The organism is Methylobacterium sp. (assembly GCF_028290105.1).
In the GTDB taxonomy this organism is placed as follows: Bacteria; Pseudomonadota; Alphaproteobacteria; order Rhizobiales; family Beijerinckiaceae; genus Methylobacterium.
This window is the reverse complement of the sequence record NZ_JAQGKL010000231.1, coordinates 1-20,633: the sequence shown is the minus strand read 5'-3', so window position 1 is coordinate 20,633 and position 20,633 is coordinate 1. Positions and strand designations below refer to the sequence as shown.

Below are 20,633 nucleotides of genomic sequence, written 5' to 3'. Positions count from 1 at the left end.
GGTCGCGCGCAATTGACTTGCGCACGTATCCGATCGCGTGCAGCGTCCCGGCGGCCGGCAGGAACCGGCTGTCTGGAGCATTCGCATGAAGTCGTTGACCGTCGCCCTCGCACTGTCCGCCGTCGCCCTCGGTCTGCCGGCGCGCGCCGATTCCCCCGTGGTCCGCATCCGGGGAACCATCGAGGCGGTGGACGCGACGAGCGTCACGATCAAGCCGCGCATCGGCGCCCCGGTTCAGGTGAAGCTGAGCGACGGCGTGCGGGTCGCCACCGCCAACGCCGCCAAGATCAGCGACATCCAGCCCGACAGCTACATCGGCACGGCCGCGACGCCGCAGCCGGACGGAACCCTCAAGGCCCTCGAAGTCGCGGTCTTCGCCCCCAGCATGCGCGGCACCGGCGACGGTCACTACCCGTGGGATCTCGAGAAGGAGAACACCATGACCAACGGTGCGGTGGGCGCCCTCTCGGGCACCTCCGACCGGACGATCAAGGTGACCTACAAGGGCGGCGAGAAGACCATCACGGTCCCCGACGGCGTGCCGGTGGTGGCCCTCGCCCCGGGCGACAAGAGCGTGATCAAGCCCGGCGCCCGCGTCGTGGCGGTGACCAAGGCGGATGCCGGCGGCGTCCCCGTGGCCGACCGGATGATCGTGGGCGAGAACGGCACCGTCCCGCCGATGTAATCGGGACTCATGTAACCGGGATCTGTGTAACCGGGACTTGGATGTAACCCGGGCACGGCGCCCGTCGAAGCTTCGCAGGTTCCCCGAAGGCACCGGGTCCTGGCTGACGCGCATTCGCGTCCGCCAGGACGATCACAAGGAGAATTCCGCCATGATGAAGACGCTGCTCACCGGCCTTACCGTCGGCCTCGCGCTTGCCGCCGCTCCGGCCCGCGCCGACGATGTCGTGCGCTATCGGGGCACCATCGAGGCCGTCAACGGCTCGACCGTGACGATCAAGCCCCGCACGGGCGAGACCAGGACCGTGACCTTCGGGGACGACACCAAGATCCTGTCCGCCAGCACCGGCAAGATCTCGGACATCAAGTCCGAGAGCTACATCGGCACCGCCGCGATCCCGCAGCCCGACGGCACCCAGAAGGCCCTGCAGGTCACGGTGTTCGCCTCGTCCCTGCGCGGCACCGCCGACGGCCATTATCCGTGGGACCTCGGCTCGAACTCCACCATGACCAATGGCGCCATCGGCAGCCTGTCGGGCACGGACGGACGTACCCTCCTGGTCAAGTACCAGGGCGGCGAGAAGAAGGTGGTGGTGCCCGAGGACGTGCCGGTGACCCTGGTCGACCCGGGCGAGAAGAGCGTCGTGGTGGCGGGCGCCAAGGTGGTGGCCTTCACCAAGGCCGGTGCCGACGGCAAGCTCAACGCCGTCGTCCTCATCGTCGGCCGCAACGGCACCGTCCCGTCCATGTGACCCCCTCTCCACCCCGCCGGCATCGGCCGACGGGGTGGACCATCAGACCCTGCCCGAAGGCCCGGAGACCCGCGTTGACGATTCTGCCCGAAACGCCCGCGCGCCTCACGGTGATCCATCCCCTGGTGGTGCGGATCACCCACTGGATCAACGCGGTCGCGGTGTTCTGCATGCTGTTCAGCGGCTGGGCGATCTACAACGCCTCGCCGCTCTTTCCCTTCGCATTCCCGAAATGGGCGGTTCTCGGTGGCTGGCTCGGCGGCGCGCTCGCCTGGCACTTCGCCGCGATGTGGCTCTTTGCCCTGAACGGCCTCGCCTACCTCGCCTACGGCCTCGTCGCCCGGCATTTCGCCACCGCCTTCCTGCCCTTGAGCCCCGGCGCCGTCTGGCGTGACGCCCGCGCCGCCCTGCGCCTGCGGCTGATCCACCGGGTCGGGCGCTACAACGCCGTGCAGCGCCTCGCCTACGTGGCGGCGGTGGTGCTCGGGGTCACGCTCGTCGCCTCGGGCTGCGCCCTGTGGAAGCCGGTGCAGTGGCAGGCGCTCACCAACCTGTTCGGCGGCTACGAATGGGCGCGCCGGGTCCATTTCCTCGCCATGGCGGGTCTCGCGGGCTTCATCCTGCTGCACCTCGCCCTCGTCGCCATCGTGCCGAGCACGCTGGTGGCGATGATCACCGGCCGCGCCCGCGTCGCCGAGGAGCCCACTGTTCGATGATCCGCGATCCCGACACGAATGCGCGCCTCAAGGCCCTGCGCCGCGACATCGCCCCGGAACTCGCCAGCCTGGAGCGCCGCCTCGTCCTGCGCGGCGGTCTCTCCCTCGGCGCCCTGACCCTGCTCTCGGGCTGCGACCTCTCCACGGGGAGCAACGGCACGCTCGCCGACCGAGTGCTCTGGGCGATGTCGCGGGCCAACGACCGGGTCCAGCAATGGCTGTTCGACCCGGCCACCCTGGCGCCGACCTATCCGGCCTCGATGATCGACACGCCGTTCCGCTTCAACGCCTATTATCCCCCCGACAACATCCCGGAGATCGACGAGGCGACCTGGAAACTGGAGGTCACCGGTCTCGTCGCGGACAAGGCGCCCTGGACCCTGGAGAAACTGCGTGCCCTGCCGCAGGAGAGCCAGATCACCCGCCACATCTGCATCGAGGGCTGGAGCCAGATCGGGCAGTGGGGCGGCGTGCCGCTGCGGACCTTCCTCGAACGGACCGGCGCCGACCTGACCGCCAAGTATGTCGGCTTCAAATGCGCCGATCGCTATTACGGCAGCCTCGACATGCCGAGCGCGCTGCATCCGCAGACGATCCTGGCCCTCGATTTCGCCGGCCAGCCGCTCGCCCCCGAATACGGCTATCCGTTGCGGGTGCGCGTGCCGACGAAGCTCGGCTTCAAGAGCCCCAAGCACATCGCGGCGATCTTCGTCACCAACGACTATCCGGGCGGCTACTGGGAAGACCAGGGCTACAACTGGTTCAGCGGGATCTGAAGGCCGAGGAGCTGCCTTAGCCGAAGATCTGCCCTATACGAAGAGCGGCCCTATCCGGTGCGGGGCGTGACCAGTTCCCAGGCGGAGGGGTCGCGCATCAGGCGCGCCACCAGGGCGTGGTTGAGTTCGTGGCCGGTATGGGCGGCTTCGAGGTGTCCCAGGATCGGATGACCCGCCAGCGAGAGGTCGCCGACGAGATCGAGGATGCGGTGGCGCACCGGCTCGTCCGGAACGGTCATGCCGCCGATGACACGCCCGCCGATGATCGCGGCGGTGGTCGAGAAGCCGGCGCCCCGCAGCACCGGTCGGCCCGTGGCGAGGGCGTAGAGCTTGGCGGGCAGAGCCCATTTGAGGCGCCCGAAGCTGCGGGACGGCGCGAGATCCCGCGTGAAACGGTCCGGCGTGATGACGCCCTCCCAGGACATCTCCCCGAAATGCGCCAGCGCGAGGCGGCCCGCGATGGAGAGTTCGTCGGCCGGCTCGATGCTCAAGGAGCGCCGGCCGTCGCGCAGCTCGACGCGGCGCAGCACCCGGATCACCTTGCGCGGGGCGTCGAGTTCCACCCGCCCCGCCTGCGCGATGGCCTCGCACCACGGGGTCGCGCTCCCGTTGAAGATCGGCAGTTCCTCCGCGTCGAGCTCGACGCGGGCATTGTCGATCCGCAGGGCGCTCAGCGCCGCCAGCAGGTGCTCCACGGTCCGGATGAGAGGCCCGTCGGCATGCCGGAGCGCCGTGCAGAGGGGCTGCGAGACGCGCCGGTCCCAGAGCGCCGGAACGAGGATGACGCGGCCGCCGCGCAGGTGCCGTTCGAACACTATACCCGTGCCGGCGGGGGCCGGAGAGACGCGGACGACGGCCCGGCGGGCGGTGTGCAGCCCACGGCCACGCCGCTCGAAGGCCACGGCGAGGGTCGCTTCCCATTCGCCCGGTTCGCGAACGTCTGCGGATGCAGGGTGGATGTCGGGAAGGATCGACTGAGGCATGCCCGGGCTTTGCGATCCCGGCATGCCTGTCAGGCGGCGGGAGGCTGTGAGAAACGAAAGAGCAAACACATTTGGGTTTGATTGCCTAGGCCCAACGCGGCGATCACGAGCATTGGCGTCGTGAACGGAATCGTCCTATGGCTTGCGCCGGGGGCCCATCACGCAGGGCATTGTATGCTTGACGATGTGTTTACCTACAGCGGCGAGCTCTTCAGCCTCGCCGCGTTCGGCGCGTGGCTGTGGCTCGGGATGCGAGCCTTTCCGGGCCTCGACATCCTGGTGGCGCGCTACGAGGACGACCTGCGGCTCGGGGCGGCGGCCCGACGACCCGCTTCCGCCCAGCGCATCGGACGACTGAGCCGTGTGGCGGTGAGCCTGACGGCGATCGCCGTGATCTTTTCGGCCGTCGGCTACGCCATCCCTGATTAGGGAACCCCGCCGACGCAGGCCCCTCGCATCGCATCCGGTTCCGCTCTACATCGCCCCGCGATGAGCACAGATTTCACCCTCGACCCGCGCCTTGCCGCCGACACCGTGCATGCGGGCGATCTCGCCCTCTGCAGCGTGCTGCTGATGGACGATGCCCGCTTTCCCTGGCTGATCCTGGTGCCGCGCCGGGCGGACGTCAGCGAGATCACCGACCTCGGGCCGGAGGACGCGCGCGCCTTGATGGACGAGATGCGGATCGCCACCGGCGTGATGCTGGCGCTGGCCAAGCCCGACAAGGTCAACGTGGCGGCGCTGGGCAACGCCGTGCCCCAGCTCCACGTCCACGTGATCGGGCGCTTCCGCTCCGATCCCGCCTGGCCGAAGCCGGTCTGGGGCATCGGCGCCGCGACGCCCTATCCGCTTCATGCCCGCGCCCAGATGATCGAGCGCATCGGCGCCCTGTTCGCGGCGGCCTGAGGCGATGAGCGATCCCCTTGACCAGCTCGGCTACGCCCAGAGCCGACTCGTGCGCCACTCGGCGGAGAGCGAGGCCGCGATCCCCGGCCTCGACGCGGACGACGCCCGCATCGTGATCCTGGCCGGCGACCGGATCGTGCTGTCCGGCGAAACCGCGCTGCTGACGCCCAGTGAGGCGTCACGGGTGGGAACACGCGGCCTGACCCTGTTCCTCGGCCGCCTCGGCGGGGCGCCGGTCTTTGCCGCCACCGTGCCGGCGGAGGTGGCGGATCCCATCGAGCTCGCGGCACCGCTGCGCAGCAACGATCTGCGCAGCCTCGCGAACGAGGGACGGATCGCCCCCCACGAGCTCGGCCTGCTGGCGACCGCCAAATCGCTGCTCGCCTGGCACGGGCGCCACCGGTTCTGCGCACATTGCGGAACCCCGACCAATCTGGCGGCCGGCGGCTACCGCCGCGAATGCCCGGCCTGCGAGACGCATCACTTCCCGCGCACCGACCCCGTGGTGATCATGCTGATCACCCGTAGCGACCGCTGCCTCCTCGGCCGCTCGCCGCGCTTCAACACGGGCATGTACTCCTGCCTCGCGGGCTTTCTCGAACCGGGCGAGACCATCGAGGCGGCCGTGCGGCGCGAGACCCGCGAGGAGGTCGGCCTGACCATCGGCACGGTGCGCTACCACGCCTCGCAGCCCTGGCCCTTCCCCGCCTCGCTGATGATCGGCTGCATCGCGGAAAGCCTCGACGACGCGATCACCATCGACCCGGTGGAACTCGCCGACGCGCAATGGTTCTCGCGGGACGACGTCGCGGCGATGATGGCGGGCCGCCACGTCGAGGGCCTGACCACCCCGCCTCCCATGGCCATCGCCCACCTGCTGATGCGCGCCTTCGTGGAGGGGCGCGCCTGAGGGCGGGCTTCGCCCCCCGTCTCACCCCAGGACGCGGATCGGCGCCCCGTCGAGGAAGGCGCCGATATCCTCGACGATCTCGGGGAAGTAGGTGCGGTAGTTGCGCTCGGTGACGTAGCCGAGATGCGGCGTCGCCAGGACGTTGGGCAAGGTGCGCCAGGGCGAATCCGGGGCCAGCGGCTCGGTCTCGAAGACGTCGAGGCCGGCACCCGCGATCCGGTTCTCGCGGAGCGCGGCAAGAAGAGCCGCCTCGTCCACGATCGCGGCGCGCGACGTGTTGATCAGGACGGCGTCCGGCCGCATCCGCCGCAGGGCCGCGTCGTCGATCAGGCCCCGCGTGCGCGCGCTCAGCACGAGGTGGATCGAGACGACGTCGCTCGTCTCCATCAGGGCGTCGAGCGAGGGCGCCAGGGCGACGCCCTCGGCCTGCGCCCGCTCGGGCGTCAGGTTCTGGCTCCAGGCGCTGACATCCATGCCGAAGGCCTGTCCGATCCGGGCGACGCGGGCGCCGGTTTTGCCGAGGCCGATGAGGCCGAGGCGGCGGCCGGCGAGATCGCGGCCGACGCTGGCCTGCCAGGGCCCGTTCGCCCGCAGCGCCTGGACCTCCGGCACGAGGTGCCGGGCGAGGCCGAGGATCAGCGCCCAGGTCAGTTCCACCGGCGGCTCGGGGTGGCTCGCCGTGCCGCAGACCGTGACCCCGTGCGCCCTGGCGGCGGCAAGGTCGATGGAGGCGTTGCGCATGCCGCTGGTCAGGAGAAGCTTCAGCCGGGGCAGGCGCGCGAACAGGCCGGCCGGGAACGGCGTGCGCTCGCGCATCATCACCACGATCTCGCAATCGGCGATCTGGGCCACCAGGGCGTCCTGGCTCGCGAAGGTGGTGCGCAGGTCCCGCAGCACGATCCGGTCCGCCAGCCCCGACCAATCCGCCATCGTCGGGCCGACGCCCTGGTAATCGTCGAGGATCGCGCAGGTCAGCATGGTCGAATCCGTCACGGGGGTGATGCCGGGTACTCCACCGCGGATCGCTTGGCCAGCCGGCCCGGGGCTTTGACTCCGCCGCGAGAAACCGTCACCCCGGGATCGAATATGATCCTGTTTTGTTCTCAGAGACGAGACGTGTTGGATGGGGCTGGAATCGAGGGCGATGGCGCAGATGTCCGAGCCCCCCCTCTACGCCGAACTCGTCGTCACCACGAACTTCTCGTTCCTGCGCGGGGCCTCGCATCCCGGCGAGATGGTGGGTCAGGCGGCCGAACTGGGCCTGCACGCCATCGGTATCGCCGACCGCAACACATTCGCGGGCATCGTGCGGGCGCATGCCGAGGTGAAGCGGCGCAAGGCCGCCGGCGAGCCCGGCATCCGCTTTCTGCCGGGGGTGCGCCTCGTCACGCAGGAGGGCTTCGAGGCCGTGGCCTACCCGATGGACCGGGCCGCCTATGGGCGCCTGTGCCGGCTCCTCACCCTCGGGAACCGCCGCTCCGAGAAGGGCCAGTGCCGCTTCGACTTTTCGGAGTTCCTGGACGCCAGCGAAGGCCAGATGCTCATCGCGGTCCCGCCCGAGGATCTCGGCGAAGACGACCCTTTCCTGGGCTACCTTGAAACCCTCGCGGCGCGCGCTCCCGGCCGGGTCACCCTGGCGGGGAGCCATCGCCGGCGCGGCGACGAGCGCCGCCGCCTCGGGCGCCTGGCCGAATGGGGCTCGCGCCTCGGCGCGCCCCTGGTGGCGGTCTCCGACGCGCTCTACCACCACCCGGACCGGCGCCCCCTGCAGGACATCGTCGCCTGCATCCGCGAGGGCTGCACCCTGGCGGCGGCGGGCTACCACCTGGAGGCCAATGCCGAGCGCCACCTGAAGCCGGCCGCCGAGATGGCCCGCCTGTTCGCCGGCCACCCGGACGCCCTGGCCCGCACCATCGAGATCGCACAATCCTGCGACTTCTCCCTGGACGAACTCAAGTACGAGTATCCCGACGAGCCGGTGCCGCCGGGCTTCACCGCGCAAGACTATCTGACGGACCAGGTCCTGCACCGGGCCCGCTGGCGCTATCCCGACGGTATTCCAGAACAAATCATGAACACAATTCGCGAGGAGCTACGCCTCATCGCGAAAATGGACTACGCGCGCTACTTCCTGACCCTGTTCGACATCGTCGAATTCGCGCGTGGCCGGGGCATCCTCTGCCAGGGGCGCGGCTCGGCCGCCAATTCGGTGGTCTGCTACTGTCTCGGCATCACGGCGGTGGATCCCACCGAGATCCGGCTGCTCTTCGCGCGCTTCATCTCGGAGAACCGGGCCGAGCCCCCCGACATCGACGTGGATTTCGAGCACGAGCGCCGCGAGGAGGTGATCCAGTACCTCTACGGCCGCTACGGGCGCGATCGGGCCGCGATCTGCGCCACGGTGATCCACTACCGCCCGCGCAGCGCCATCCGGGAGGTCGGCAAGGTCCTGGGGCTTCCCCCCGACATCACGGGCGTGATGGCCGATACGGTCTGGGGCTCCTGGGGCAAGGGCCTGCCCGATGCGCATATCCAGCAGGCCGGGCTCGATCCGGGCAACCCGGCGATCCGCCAGGCGCTCGACCTCGCCCACGCGCTGATCGGCTTTCCCCGCCACCTGTCGCAGCATGTGGGCGGGTTCGTGCTGACACGCGGGCGCCTGGACGAGACCGTGCCGGTGGGCAACGCCGCCATGGCGGACCGCACCTTCATCGAGTGGGACAAGGACGACATCGACGTGCTCGGCCTGATGAAGGTCGACGTGCTGGCGCTCGGCATGCTGAGCTGCCTGCGCCGGGGCGTGGATTTTTTGCGCCGCGATTACGGTCACGACTACCCGACGCTGGCCGACCTGCCGCGCGAGGACGGGCCCACCTACGCGATGCTGGCCAAGGCCGATTCCGTGGGCGTGTTCCAGGTCGAGAGCCGGGCGCAGATGTCGATGCTGCCGCGCCTGAAACCGCGCGAATTCTACGACCTCGTGGTGCAGGTGGCGATCGTCCGGCCGGGGCCGATCCAGGGCGACATGGTCCACCCGTACTTGCGCCGCCGCCAGGGGATCGAGCCCGTCGTCTACCCCTCCCCGCATCCCGATCACGGGCCGGCGAACGAACTGGAAAGCGTGCTGAAGCGGACCTACGGCGTGCCCCTGTTCCAGGAACACGCGATGCAGATCGCCATCACCGCCGCCGGGTTCGCTCCCCACGAAGCCGACGGCCTGCGCCGGGCCATGGCGACCTTCCGGCACAACGGCCAGATCGTGAATTTCCGCACCAAGTTCGTGGAGGGCATGGTGGCACGCGGCTACCCGCGCGACTTCACCGAGCGCTGCTTCAAGCAGATCGAGGGCTTCTCCACCTACGGCTTTCCCGAGAGCCACGCGGCGAGCTTCGCCCTGCTGGTCTACGCCTCGGCCTGGATGAAGTGCCGGCACCCGGACGTCTTCCTCGCCGCCATCCTCAACTCCCAGCCCATGGGCTTCTACCAACCGGCGCAGCTGGTGCGCGACGCCCGCGCCCACGGCGTCGAGGTACGCGGCGTCGACGTCAATGCCAGCGACTGGGACTGCACCCTGGAGCCGGCCTCCGAGGCGCCGCCCCCCGGGGTCGAGCGGCGCTTTGCCGTGCGCCTCGGTTTGCGCCAGGTCAGCGGCGTGCCGCAGGCGGCCATGCACCGCCTCGTGGCCTTGCGCGGCAACGGCTACGCCAGCATCGAGGGCCTGCAGGCGGCACTCGCCCTGCCGCGCAACGCCCTGGAGCGGCTGGCCGAGGCGGATGCGTTCCGTTCCCTCGACCTCGACCGGCGCGCCGCCCTGTGGGCGGTACGGACCCTGGAGGGCACCAGCGCCCGCAAGGCCGCCCAGCGGCTCGCCAGCGACCGGCGCACCCACCTGCTCGACGCACCGATGCCGCTCTTCGCCTTCCACGCCGATGACGGCCTGTTCCGGGCGGAGCCCGCCGTGGCACTCGCCCCCATGGCCCCCTCCGAGCACGTGGCGGAGGATTACGCCGCCACCGGCCTTTCCCTGAAGGGCCACCCGGTGGCGTTCTTCCGGGCGCGGCTCGCCCGCATCGGCGCGATCCCCGCCCGCGACCACCACGACGAGAGAAGCGTCGCCAACAACGCCCGCGTCACCGTGGCGGGCCTCGTGCTCACGCGTCAGCGGCCGGGCACGGCGCGGGGCACGGTGTTCTTGACCTTGGAGGACGAGACCGGCATCGCCAACGTCATCGTCTGGCGCGACGTGTTCGAGGCGAACCGGGCGGTGGCCATGGGCGCGCGCTTCCTCGCGGTGCGCGGCCGGGTGCAGCGTCAGGGCCTCGTGGTGCACCTGCTGGCCGAGCGCTTCCGCGACCTCTCGCCGGCCCTGCGGAGCCTGCGCGCGGGCGGTCTGCGGCTGCCCCCCGAAACCACGGATTTCGGGGCGCCCGAAGATCGGCGGATTTATCGCAGTCGGGATTTCCATTGAGGCCGAAGCAAGGCCTCCCCCGCGACCGGCTGGCCACTGGCTTTGGCCCGGCTTAGACCAATCCCGATTCCAACGAGATCTCCAACACTGTCCCAGTCATCGATCCGCGCGCCCTGGTGGAGGGGCTGGCCGGCCGTCCCCGCGACGGAGCGCCTGCGCGCGAACCCGTGGCTCGGCGAGGGCGCGGCGCTGGCCGCGTCGCTGATCGCGCTGGGCCTGCGCTTTGCCCTCGACGAGGTGCTGCCGCCGGGCTTTCCCTACCTCACGTTCTTCCCGGCCGTCATCCTGACGACCTTCTTCTTCGGCCTGCGCCCCGGGATCACCTGCGCGACCCTGAGCGGGCTCGCCGCCTGGTACTTCTTCATCCCGCCGGCGCCCGGCTTCGTCATCGACGGGCCCACCGCCCTGGCGCTCGCCTTCTACGCCTTCATCGTCGCGGTCGACATCGCCCTGATCCACCTGATGCACCAGGCCGGCGAGCGGCTGCGCACCGAGCGTCAGGTCACGGCGGACCTGTACGAGCAGCAGCGCACGATGTTCCAGGAGCTGCAGCACCGGGTCGCCAACAACATGCAGTTCGTGGCGGCCCTGCTGACCCTGCAGAAGCGCAAGGTCGGCAACGACCCGAAAGCGGCGCTCGCCGCCCTCGACGAGGCGCGGGTGCGGCTGGAGACGATCTCGCGCATCCACCGCCGCCTCTACGACCCGAGCTGCATCGAGCGCCCCATCGGCCAGACCCTGAGGGAACTCTGCGCGGACCTCCTCGACGCCACGGGGGCGCAGAACATCGTCTGCCTCGTGGACACGCCGCCGGTCCGGCTCGACCTGACCCAGCTCACCACCCTGTCGCTCCTCGTGGTCGAGGTCGTGACCAACGCCCTCAAGCACGCCTTCCCGGCGGGCACGCGCGGCACCATCACGATCCAGCTCGAACGGCTCGAGACGGAGCAACTGACGCTCACCATCGCGGATGACGGGCGCGGCATGCCGGCGGATTTCGACCCCGAGACCACGCGCAGCCTCGGCTTTCGCATCGCGCAGGGGCTCGCCGCCCAGCTCGGCGGGCCGCTCGCCTACTCCAACGCCGGCGGCACCGTGGTCTGCCTCACCTTCGCGCCCTGAGCGGCGCCCGTCCTCAACCCCGAAGCGGAAGGTTTCCCGATCATGCGACTGCCCGGCGCCCTCGTGGCCCTCCTGATCGTCGGCCCCGGCATGATCCTCGGTTGCGGGAGAGCCCGGGCCGACGAATGCGACGATCTCGCCACCCGCATCGCGGGCGCGATCGGCGCCAAGGTCGGCCGTCGGACGGGGCCGAGCGTCGACATCCGCGTGCCCGGCGGCCTCCACATCGACCTCACCTGCCGGGCCGACCCCATCGTGCAGGCGGCCTCCTCCGAACCGACGCCCTCGCCGGCCTATTTCGCCGACCTCGCCATCGCGGCGCAGATCGTGGTGGGGCAGAGCGCGGACGCGGTCCAGACCGCCATCGCCACGGCGCACGCCACCGCCCTGCGCGAGCGGCGCAAGTCCTTCATCCAGCAGAACGGCTGGTCGGCGAGCTGCTACACCGACAGCAGCGGCTCGATCCGCACCCTGTGCTCGGTGGGGCGTATTCCGGCGGATTGAGGCACCGGACGACGCCGGGGTCCCGGACCGGCGGCCCGCAACTCCACCGACGAGCTTTGCCGGGATCCGCGGGGATGTCAGACACGCGCCGCGAAAGCCGCCTCCGGCGCCGCGAGGACCAAGCGACATGACGGTGTCGAACGACGACGACCTGACGGGACTGAAGCGGATCGGGCGCATCGTGGCCGACACCCTCGAAGCGATGGGCAGGGCCATCGAGCCCGGCATGACCACCCGCGAGCTCGATTCCGTCGGGCGCGCGTTCCTGGAGGCGGCCGGGGCGCGCCCGGCTCCGGAGATGGTCTACGCCTTTCCCGGCGCGACCTGCATCAGCGTCAACGAAGAGATCGCGCACGGCATCCCGGGTGATCGGAGGATCGGGCCGGGCGACCTCGTCAACATCGACGTCTCGGCGGAGAAGGCCGGCTACTTCGCCGATACCGGGGCGTCGTTCGCCGTGCCGCCCGTGACGCGCGCCGTCGAGCGGCTGTGCAAGGACGGACGCCGGGCGATGTGGACGGGCTTGCGCCAGGTCGGCGCCGGCAAGCCGCTGGCCGAGATCGGGCGCGCCGTCGGCGCCTTCGCGCGCAAGAACGGCTACACGCTGGTGCGCAACCTCGCCAGCCACGGTGTCGGCCTGTCGCTGCACGAGGAACCGACCGAGATCGCGACCTGGCCCGATGCCTCCGAGCGCCGCATCATGCAGGACGGGTTGGTGTTCACCGTCGAGCCCTTCCTGTCCCTCGGGGCGGATTTCGCCGCCGACGGCGACGATCCCTGGACCCTCTACAGCCGGCCGAGGGCCCTCACGGTCCAGTACGAGCACACCGTCGTCGCCACACGCAACGGACCGCTGGTTCTCACCATGCCGGGATAGGCGGGACGCGGGCGGCGGGAATCTGCTGCGAGGTCGAGAAGCGCGCGGCTCCCGGCAGAAATCCGGGCACCGCGCGTCATCGCAAAGAACTCAGTACTCGATCACGTCTTCCAGCGCGTAGTGCTTCACCGTCTTCCGGTTGGCGATGAGTTCGTCGATGGTCGGCTCGCCGCGCATGGCGCGACCGATGGCGAGCTTCGTGGCCTCGTAATTGGTGCGGTAGAGGTCCTTCTGGTCGAGGTTGGCATCCTCGGCGCAGCGCGGGTCGAGCCAGATCATGATGATCATGCACAGGTCGTCGAGACCGTCCTTGGGCAGTACGCCCTCGATCACGCAATCGATGATGGCGTCGCCGGTGGCGGCCTGGACCACGCCGCCGAGGAGCTCGACGTAAGCCGCGTTGTGGATCGTCGCCTTGGTGGTCATCATCGTGGCCGGGCGCACGAGCTGGTTGAGGTCGCGCACCACGAACATCCGGGTGTGGCCCTGGACCTGCCCCATCATGCCGGCGAAGGCCTGGCCCGCCGGGCCCCGGGTGGAGCCGATCAGCACCTCGGGCATCGCGTCGGTGTACTGCCCGTCCGCCGCGAGCACGGTCGCCTCGCCGGTACGGAACCAGATCTCGGACATGGGGTCTTCCTTCGATACATGATGGCCGCGCCCGGGGGCCGGGATGGGTCGGGGCGCACAAACACCAGAGGGCCGGGGCCCGTCAATCACGTGCCTGCCTTCCCTGCCCCCTCCTCGCCTTCCCCGCCCCTGGCCTCGCGCCACGGGATCGTCCATGCAGGATCGCCGACGGCCGACGAGTCGATGGATTGCCGATACGGCATTCGAGCGAAGCCGAAATCCGCGTGGCGAAGCCATCGAGCGGATTTCGCATGAGAGGCGCGTGACCCGATGAGTACGGAACGGGACTGGAGCGTGGCGGTGGCCGCCGAAGCCGACGGCGTGCGGGTCGAGATCGGCCTGCCCGATCTGGCGGGCAAGCCCGTCACGGCGATCCTGGCGCTCAGCCGGGAGGAAGCCCGCACCCTCGCGCGCGCCCTGCTGGCGGCCTCGGGCGACGCGATGGAGCGGACCTTCCCGCGCGCGCCCTAGGGCAGCGTGTCATCGCATCGTCTTGGCGCCAGCCGGTATCCACCGCGCCCGAGAATCCACCGCGCCCGAAGAGGCGCTAGAGCCCGACGCGGTTGCTGCGGCCGGGCAGCCTCGGCACCTTGGTCCCGCGCGGCTCGATCGGCCCGGCGCAGGTATAGGCGAACTCGGTCTGCAGGTCGGTGAAGACGGTCTCGCCGGTGATCCGGCACTCCTCCCGCACCGTTTCGTCGAGATAGGTCCGGGCCGCCTCGCGAAAGCGCTTCACCCGGGTCAGGGCCGGGTCGCCCCCGGCCAGCGCATCGTCGAGGCCGCAGCCTGTGGTCTCCCGCAGGGCGTTGGAGACGATCAGCATCTTGCGCACCCGGCGCTGGTCGTAGACCTCGTAAGGGTCCTTGCAGCCGATGGTGACGACCTGCGGGGGCACGCTGACATAGGTCTTCGAGATGTAGGCGAAGCCCGTGCAGCCCGAGGCGACGAGCCCGAGCGCGACGGTGGCGACGAGGGAGCCGGTGAGCCGGTACACGTGCGGGGCGCCCTTCGCTTGTCTGCGGACCCAGGTCGGGCCGGATCGGCATTGAAGCGCAGGCGCCCCCACGGTCAAGCCTCCGCCGGCCACACTCCTGGGGTTTCGCCGCCCCGCCGGAACGGAACGGCGCAGAGGCGGCCCTACTCCGGCGGCCCTGATCCGGCGCCTCCTACTCGGCCGCGACGGCGAGATAGCGCGCCGGATCGTAGTTCAGGATCGGGCCGAGCCAGCGCTCGACTTGCCCCAGGTCCATGCCCTTGCGGACCGCGTAATCCTCGACCTGATCGCGCTCCACCTTGGCGACGCCGAAGTAATGCGCCTCCGGGTGGGCGATGTAGAGGCCCGACACGGACGAACCCGGCCACATCGCATAGGACTCGGTGAGCTTCACGCCGATGCGCGATTCCGCCTTGAGCAGGTCGAACAGCGTGACCTTCTCGGTGTGGTCGGGCTGCGACGGGTAGCCCGGCGCCGGGCGAATGCCGTCGTATTCCTCGCGGACGAGGTCCTCCGGGGCGTAGGTCTCGTCGGCGCCGTAGCCCCAGAACTCGCGGCGCACGCGCTCGTGCATGCGCTCGGCGAGCGCCTCGGCGATGCGGTCGGCCAGCGCCTTCACCAGGATGGCGCGGTAATCGTCGTTGGCCCGCTCGAAGCGCTCGGCGATGCGCACCTCCTCCAGGCCCGCCGTGACCACGAAGCCGCCGACGTAATCGGCGATCCCCGTCTCGGCCGGAGCGACGAAATCGGACAGGCAGGTATTGGCGCGCCCATCGCGCTTCGACAGTTGCTGGCGCAGGCCGAAGAAGGTGGCGAGTTTTTCGGAACGGCTCTCGCCGGTGAAGAGCGTGATGTCGTCGCCGACGGAATTCGCCGGCCAGAAGCCGATGACCGCCTTCGGGTTGAACCAGCGCTCGGCCACGATCTGCTTCAGCATCTCCTGCGCGTCGTCGAACAGGGCCTTGGCCGCAGCACCTTGGGCCGGGTCCTCGAAGATCGCCGGGTAGCGGCCCTTGAACTCGTAGGTCTGCAGGAACGGCGTCCAGTCGATGTAGGGCACGAGGTCGGCGACCTCGTAGGAGCTGTAGACCCGGGTGCCGGTGAAGCTCGGCTTCTTGGGCTGGTAGCCCGACCAGTCGATCCGGAACGGGTTGGCGCGGGCCTTGGCCAGGGGCAAGCGCTGCTTGTCGAGTTCGGAACGCGCGTGGGCGTCCGAGACCTTGCGGTACTCGGCGCGGATGTTGGCGATGGTGGTGTCGCGCGTCTCCTTCGAGAGCAGGCTCGAGACCACGCCCACCGCCCGGCTCGCATCGGTGACGTAGACGGTCTGCCCCTTCTGGTAGGAGGGGTGGATCTTCACCGCCGTGTGGACGCGGCTGGTGGTGGCCCCGCCGATGAGGAGCGGCACCTCGAAACCCTCGCGCTCCATCTCGGCGGCCACGTGCACCATCTCGTCGAGCGACGGGGTGATGAGGCCGGACAGGCCGACGATGTCGACGTTCTCGCGCCTGGCGACGTCGAGGATCTTGGCCGCCGGCACCATCACGCCGAGGTCGATGATCTCGTAATTGTTGCAGGCGAGCACGACGCCGACGATGTTCTTGCCGATGTCGTGGACGTCGCCCTTCACCGTCGCCATCAGGATCTTGCCCGCGGCCTGGCGCTTGCCGTCGCCGCCATTGGCGAGCTTCTCCGCCTCCATGAAGGGCTCGAGATAGGCCACCGCCTGCTTCATCACCCGGGCGGACTTCACCACCTGCGGCAGGAACATCTTGCCCGACCCGAACAGGTCGCCGACCACGTTCATGCCGGCCATGAGCGGACCCTCGATGACGTGGAGCGGGCGCTCCACGCCGAGGCGGGCCTCCTCCGTGTCGGCGAGGATGTATTCCGTGATGCCGTTCACCAGCGCGTGCTCGATGCGCTTCTGCACGGGGCTCTCGCGCCAGGCCGTGTCGGCGGTCTTGGCCTGGACGCCGCCGCCGGACTTGAAGCGCGCGGCCGCCTCCAGCAGGCGGTCGGTGGAATCGTCGCGGCGATTGAGGACCACGTCCTCGCAGAGCTCGCGCAGTTCCGCCGGCAGCTCGTCGTAGATCGCGAGCTGGCCCGCATTCACGATGCCCATGTCCATGCCGACCTGGATCGCATGGTACAGGAACACCGCGTGCATCGCCTCGCGCACGGGCTCGTTGCCCCGGAAGGCGAAGCTGAGGTTCGAGATGCCGCCCGAGATGTGGGCGTGGGGCAGGGTCTCGCGGATGATCCGGGTCGCCTCGATGAAGGCGACGCCGTAGCCGTTATGCTCCTCGATGCCGGTGGCGACCGCGAATACGTTGGGGTCGAAGATGATGTCTTCCGGGGGGAAGCCGATCTCCTCGGTGAGCACCCGGTAGGCCTTGGTGCAGATCTCGACCTTGCGCTCGAGCGTGTCGGCCTGCCCCTGCTCGTCGAAGGCCATGACCACGACCGCCGCCCCGTAGGAGCGGCAGACCTTGGCGTCGTGGATGAACTTCTCGACGCCCTCCTTCATGGAGATCGAGTTCACGATCGCCTTGCCCTGGACGCATTTCAGGCCGGCTTCGATGACGCTGAACTTGGAGGAATCGATCATCACCGGCACGCGGGCGATGTCGGGCTCAGCCGCCACGAGGTTGAGGAACTCGACCATCGCCTTCTCGGAATCGAGCAGGCCCTCGTCCATGTTGATGTCGATGATGCTGGCGCCCGCCGCCACCTGATCGCGGGCGACATCGAGCGCCGCCGCGTAGTCGCCGGCGGTGACGAGCTTCCTGAACTTGGCCGAGCCGGTGACGTTGGTGCGCTCGCCCACGTTCACGAAGGGGATCTCCTTCGTCAGCGTGAAGGGCTCCAGGCCCGAGAGGCGCATCAGCGGGGCGATCTGCGGGATCTTGCGCGGCGCCTTGCCGGCGACGGCCTGCGCGATGGCGCGGATGTGGTCCGGTGTGGTGCCGCAGCAGCCGCCGACCATGTTGACGATGCCGCCCTCGGCGAACTCGGCCACGAGCTTGGCCATCGCCTCCGGGCTCTCGTCGTAGAGGCCGAACTCATTCGGCAGGCCCGCATTCGGGTAGGCACACACGAGCGTGTCGGCGATGCGCGACAATTCGCTGATGTGGCCGCGCATCTCGCGCGCACCGAGCGCGCAGTTGAGGCCGATGGTGAGCGGCGCGGAATGGCGCAGGGCGTTCCAGAACGCTTCCGGCGTCTGGCCCGACAGGGTCCGGCCGGACAAATCGGTGATCGTCCCCGAGATCATGATCGGCAGCTTGATCCCGAGCTCGTCGAACACGGCCCAGGTCGCCGACACGGCGGCCTTGGCGTTGAGGGTGTCGAAGATCGTCTCGATCAGGATGAGTTCGGCGCCGCCGTCGATGAGGCCGCGGACCTGATCGGCATAGGCCGCCTTGACCTCGTCGAAGGTCACGGCCCGGTAGCCGGGATTGTTCACGTCCGGCGAAATCGACAGGGTGCGGTTCGTCGGGCCGATGGCGCCGGCCACGAAGCGGCGGCGGCCATCCTGCTGCTCGGCCAGGGCCGCGGCCTCGCGGGCGAGGCGCGCGCCGTCCCGGTTCAGCTCGTGGATGATCGATTCCATGCCGTAATCGGCCTGGGCGATGGTGGTACCGGAGAACGTGTTCGTCTCGCACATGTCGGCGCCGGCGAGGAAGTAATCGAGGTGGATCTGCCGGATCGCGTCGGGCTGGGTCAGGATCAGGAGGTCGTTGTTGCCCTTCTGGTCGTGGCTGTGATCCACGAAGCGCGACCCGCGAAAATCCGCCTCCCCGTACCCGAGACGCTGAATCACGGTGCCCATCGCCCCGTCGAGGACGAGGATTTTCTCGGCCGCGCGCTGGCGCAGGGCCGCTTCGATCTCTTGGCCGTCAACGGGGCGCAGGTCGGTCATGAGCTCGGTCATGGGGTCTCTCAAGCGTCATTACCCGGTCCGCGTGGCGGGACCCGGTATCCGGAACCGCGAGGGCGTCCGGAAGGGCGGTTTCGGCTGCCGGATGGTCACATCCGGCGGGGTCGGCGTCTCTGGATCCCGGGCTCGCCGTCAGCGCCCCGGGATTACGAGCGGCTCCGGCGATCAGGCCGCCTTCGCCGCCGCCACCTTCGGTGCCTGCGCCCGCAGGCCGAGCACGTGGCAGATGGCGTAGACGAGGTCGGAGCGGTTCATCGAGTAGAAGTGGAAGTCGTTGATGCCGTGGTCCACGAGATCGAGCACCTGCTCGGCCGCCACCGCCGCCGCCACGAGGCGCCGGGTCTCGACGTCGTTGTCGAGGCCCTCGAACCGGGCGGCGAGCCAGTACGGCACCGAGGCACCGGTGCGGCGGGCGAAATTCGCCGCCTGCTTGAAGTTCTGCACCGGCAGGATGCCGGGGATGATCGGGATGTCGATGCCGGCGGCGCGCACCTTGTCGACGTAGCGCAGATAGATGTCGTTCTCGAAAAAGAACTGCGTGATCGCCTGGTCGGCGCCCGCATCGACCTTGGCCTTCAGGGCATCGATGTCGGCGTCGAGGGAGGAGGCCTCCGGGTGCTTCTCGGGATAGGCCGAGACGGAGACTTTGAAGTCACCGATGCGCTTGATGCCGGCCACGAGGTCCGAGGTCTGCGCGTAGCCGCCCGGATGCGGCCGGTAGGCGGTGCCGACGCCGTCCTGCGGGTCGCCGCGCAGGGCCACGATGTGGCGCACGCCGGCATCCCAGTAGGATTGCACGACGGCGTCGATCTCCTCGCGGGTGGCGTCGACGCAGGTGAGGTGGGCGGCGGGCTGCAGGCCCGTTTCCTTGACCATCCGGGCGACGGTGTTGTGGGTGCGCTCGCGGGTGGAGCCGCCGGCCCCGTAGGTCACCGAGACGAATTTCGGCTGGAGCGGCGCGAGGCGCTCGATCGACGACCAGAGGATCTTCTCCATCTCCTCGGTCTTCGGGGGAAAAAACTCGATGGAGACCCGGATCGGACGGTAGCCGTCGCGGCTGGCGCGATGTTGGGAGGCGGTCGGCATCGGGGTCGTCCTCTATGCCGGTCGGTTCAGACGGTCGGTGGAAGGGGAGCGGCTCGGCCCTCAGGCCACGGCCAGTTCCCGGAGCGGCGGAGCCGACGTGCCCTGCGATTCGACCGCGTCGGTGGCGAGCCACAGCGTCACGGTCAACTGGTCCTCGACCTCGCCGGTAGGGGCGAGATCCCGGATCGTGACGCTCGGCAGGCCCGCATCGGCGAGCCAACCCGTCACCTGCTCGGGCGCGAAGCCGAGGCGGCGATGCGCCTGGGATTCGCGCAGGAATTCGAGATCGTGGGGGGCGAAATCCACCACCAGCAGACGTCCGCCGGGAGCGACGAGGCGCGCGGCCTCGCGCAACGCCCGGGCCGGGTCGTCGAGGTAGTGCAGCACCTGGTGCACGACGACGAGGTCGAAGCCGCCGCGCCCGAAGGGCGGCGCGTGGATGTCGCCCTGGCGCAGGTCGACCCGCGACAGGCCCATCCGTTCGAGGTTCGCCCGGGCCACCGACAGCATGGCGTGGTTGGAATCGAGCCCGACCGCCCGCGCGGCGCGCGGGGCGAGCAGCCCGAGCATCCGCCCGGTGCCGGTGCCGAGATCGACGAGGTTCTGGATCGGTCGCGCGCCCAGCGCGTCGAGCACGGCCGCCTCGACCGTGGCCTCGGGCACGTGGAGGGAGCGCAGGCGGTCCCATTTCGGCGCGAGGCGCGCGAAGAAGGCCTGCGCGGTCTCGGCGCGCTGCGTGCGCACCGCCTCCAGCCGGGCGAGATCCTCGGAGAGCGGCGGCCGCGCCGCATCGAGCCCAGCGATCAGCGGCTGCACGAGGGCGGCCCGCTCCTCCACGAGGCGGAAGAACGCCCAGGCTCCCTCGCGATGCCGCTCGACCAGTCCTGCCTCGACGAGGAGCTTGAGGTGGCGCGAGATGCGCGGCTGCGACTGCCCGAGGATGTCGGTGAGGTCGGAGACCGACAACTCGCCCGCCGCCAGCAGCGCGAGGACGCGCAGGCGCGTCTCCTCGGCGGCCGCGCGCAGGATGGCGAGGGCGTCAGGGAAAGGCAGGGTCGGCGTGAGAGCAGGGCCCGCGTGAGACATAAAGATATCTTTATGTGAAAACGGGGGACGTGACAAGCGCTTCTTCGGAACAAGAGGCTCAGGCGGCGTTCCAGAGCCAGGCCGCGCCCCGGACGCCGGAGGCGTCGCCGTGCCGGCTCGGGCGGATGGGCGTGTCGAACGCGTCGGAGAAGACGTGCGGCGCGATCCGCTCCGGCAGGCCTGCGAGGATCTCGGG

The 20,633-nt window shown here is 69.8% G+C and carries 19 protein-coding genes and 1 pseudogene; 12 read left to right on the top strand and 8 right to left on the bottom strand.

The genetic code is table 11. The features are described from left to right. Positions 1-85: 85 nt before the first annotated feature. From JWQ05_RS16395 to JWQ05_RS16380, 4 genes are all read left to right on the top strand, one after another. On the top strand, positions 86-685 hold the full coding sequence (locus JWQ05_RS16395) for a hypothetical protein (RefSeq protein ID WP_299660465.1): 600 nt from the start codon (positions 86-88) through the stop codon (positions 683-685). Positions 686-836: 151 nt separating this feature from the next. Continuing rightward, a complete protein-coding gene (locus JWQ05_RS16390; protein WP_299660462.1) occupies positions 837-1,436 on the top strand; it encodes a hypothetical protein in 600 nt (199 codons plus the stop codon). 74 nt (positions 1,437-1,510) lie between these two features. Continuing rightward, positions 1,511-2,152: a cytochrome b/b6 domain-containing protein gene (locus JWQ05_RS16385; protein WP_299660459.1), complete on the top strand. Its 642-nt coding sequence runs from the start codon at positions 1,511-1,513 to the stop codon at positions 2,150-2,152. Beyond that, entirely contained in the window at positions 2,149-2,928 is a 780-nt protein-coding gene (locus JWQ05_RS16380; RefSeq protein ID WP_299660457.1) for a molybdopterin-dependent oxidoreductase, read from the top strand. The genes JWQ05_RS16385 and JWQ05_RS16380 overlap by 4 nt, the downstream gene beginning before the upstream one ends. Positions 2,929-2,978: 50 nt before the next feature. Here the strand turns inward: JWQ05_RS16380 and JWQ05_RS16375 are convergent, their stop codons facing one another. Continuing rightward, positions 2,979-3,911: a UDP-3-O-acyl-N-acetylglucosamine deacetylase gene (locus JWQ05_RS16375; RefSeq protein ID WP_299660454.1), complete on the bottom strand. Its 933-nt coding sequence runs from the start codon at positions 3,909-3,911 to the stop codon at positions 2,979-2,981. A gap of 174 nt (positions 3,912-4,085) precedes the next feature. On the opposite strand from JWQ05_RS16375, the gene JWQ05_RS16370 reads away from it, so the two are divergent. Genes JWQ05_RS16370 through nudC form a run of 3 tightly spaced genes read left to right on the top strand, consistent with a single transcriptional unit; the run spans position 4,086 to position 5,727 of the window. Beyond that, positions 4,086-4,340 (top strand): hypothetical protein, encoded by a 255-nt coding sequence (locus JWQ05_RS16370; RefSeq protein WP_299660451.1) that lies wholly within the window; start codon positions 4,086-4,088, stop codon positions 4,338-4,340. 60 nt (positions 4,341-4,400) lie between these two features. Further along, the gene (locus tag JWQ05_RS16365; RefSeq protein ID WP_299660448.1) at positions 4,401-4,817 is read left to right on the top strand and encodes an HIT family protein; all 417 of its coding nucleotides are present in this window, start codon (positions 4,401-4,403) and stop codon (positions 4,815-4,817) included. 4 nt (positions 4,818-4,821) lie between these two features. After that, entirely contained in the window at positions 4,822-5,727 is a 906-nt protein-coding gene (gene nudC, locus JWQ05_RS16360) for an NAD(+) diphosphatase (RefSeq protein ID WP_299660445.1), read from the top strand. 21 nt (positions 5,728-5,748) lie between these two features. Here the strand turns inward: nudC and JWQ05_RS16355 are convergent, their stop codons facing one another. After that, entirely contained in the window at positions 5,749-6,705 is a 957-nt protein-coding gene (locus JWQ05_RS16355) for a D-2-hydroxyacid dehydrogenase family protein (protein WP_299660555.1), read from the bottom strand. A gap of 175 nt (positions 6,706-6,880) precedes the next feature. Between JWQ05_RS16355 and JWQ05_RS16350 the strand changes: the two genes are divergently transcribed. The 4 genes from JWQ05_RS16350 to map all read left to right on the top strand — a co-directional run bounded on the left by JWQ05_RS16350 (position 6,881) and on the right by map (position 12,698). Next, complete coding sequence (locus JWQ05_RS16350; RefSeq protein ID WP_299660442.1) at positions 6,881-10,195, top strand: error-prone DNA polymerase; 3,315 nt, start codon at positions 6,881-6,883, stop codon at positions 10,193-10,195. A 153-nt stretch (positions 10,196-10,348) separates the two neighbouring features. Continuing rightward, the gene (locus JWQ05_RS16345) at positions 10,349-11,317 is read left to right on the top strand and encodes a histidine kinase dimerization/phosphoacceptor domain -containing protein (protein ID WP_299660553.1); all 969 of its coding nucleotides are present in this window, start codon (positions 10,349-10,351) and stop codon (positions 11,315-11,317) included. Positions 11,318-11,407: 90 nt separating this feature from the next. Next, positions 11,408-11,821, top strand: a complete 414-nt coding sequence (locus tag JWQ05_RS16340) for a hypothetical protein (protein ID WP_299660551.1) — start codon at positions 11,408-11,410, stop codon at positions 11,819-11,821. 127 nt (positions 11,822-11,948) lie between these two features. Continuing rightward, positions 11,949-12,698, top strand: a complete 750-nt coding sequence (gene map, locus JWQ05_RS16335; protein ID WP_299660440.1) for a type I methionyl aminopeptidase — start codon at positions 11,949-11,951, stop codon at positions 12,696-12,698. 90 nt (positions 12,699-12,788) lie between these two features. Here the strand turns inward: map and fae are convergent, their stop codons facing one another. Then, entirely contained in the window at positions 12,789-13,328 is a 540-nt protein-coding gene (gene fae / locus JWQ05_RS16330; protein ID WP_299660438.1) for a formaldehyde-activating enzyme, read from the bottom strand. 270 nt (positions 13,329-13,598) lie between these two features. Here fae and JWQ05_RS16325 point away from each other — a divergent pair, with 270 nt between their 5' ends. Beyond that, on the top strand, positions 13,599-13,799 hold the full coding sequence (locus tag JWQ05_RS16325; protein WP_299660435.1) for a hypothetical protein: 201 nt from the start codon (positions 13,599-13,601) through the stop codon (positions 13,797-13,799). 76 nt (positions 13,800-13,875) lie between these two features. Here the strand turns inward: JWQ05_RS16325 and JWQ05_RS16320 are convergent, their stop codons facing one another. From JWQ05_RS16320 to JWQ05_RS16300, 5 genes and pseudogenes are all read right to left on the bottom strand, one after another. Continuing rightward, complete coding sequence (locus tag JWQ05_RS16320) at positions 13,876-14,322, bottom strand: hypothetical protein (RefSeq protein ID WP_299660434.1); 447 nt, start codon at positions 14,320-14,322, stop codon at positions 13,876-13,878. A gap of 172 nt (positions 14,323-14,494) precedes the next feature. Beyond that, positions 14,495-18,247: a methionine synthase gene (metH, locus tag JWQ05_RS16315; RefSeq protein ID WP_299660550.1), complete on the bottom strand. Its 3,753-nt coding sequence runs from the start codon at positions 18,245-18,247 to the stop codon at positions 14,495-14,497. A gap of 183 nt (positions 18,248-18,430) precedes the next feature. Next, complete coding sequence (gene metF / locus JWQ05_RS16310; protein WP_299660432.1) at positions 18,431-19,351, bottom strand: methylenetetrahydrofolate reductase [NAD(P)H]; 921 nt, start codon at positions 19,349-19,351, stop codon at positions 18,431-18,433. Positions 19,352-19,411: 60 nt separating this feature from the next. Then, on the bottom strand, positions 19,412-20,437 hold the full coding sequence (locus tag JWQ05_RS16305; protein ID WP_299660429.1) for a metalloregulator ArsR/SmtB family transcription factor: 1,026 nt from the start codon (positions 20,435-20,437) through the stop codon (positions 19,412-19,414). Between the two features lie 58 nt (positions 20,438-20,495). Next, positions 20,496-20,633: pseudogene (locus tag JWQ05_RS16300) on the bottom strand (transcriptional regulator); the annotation flags it as partial.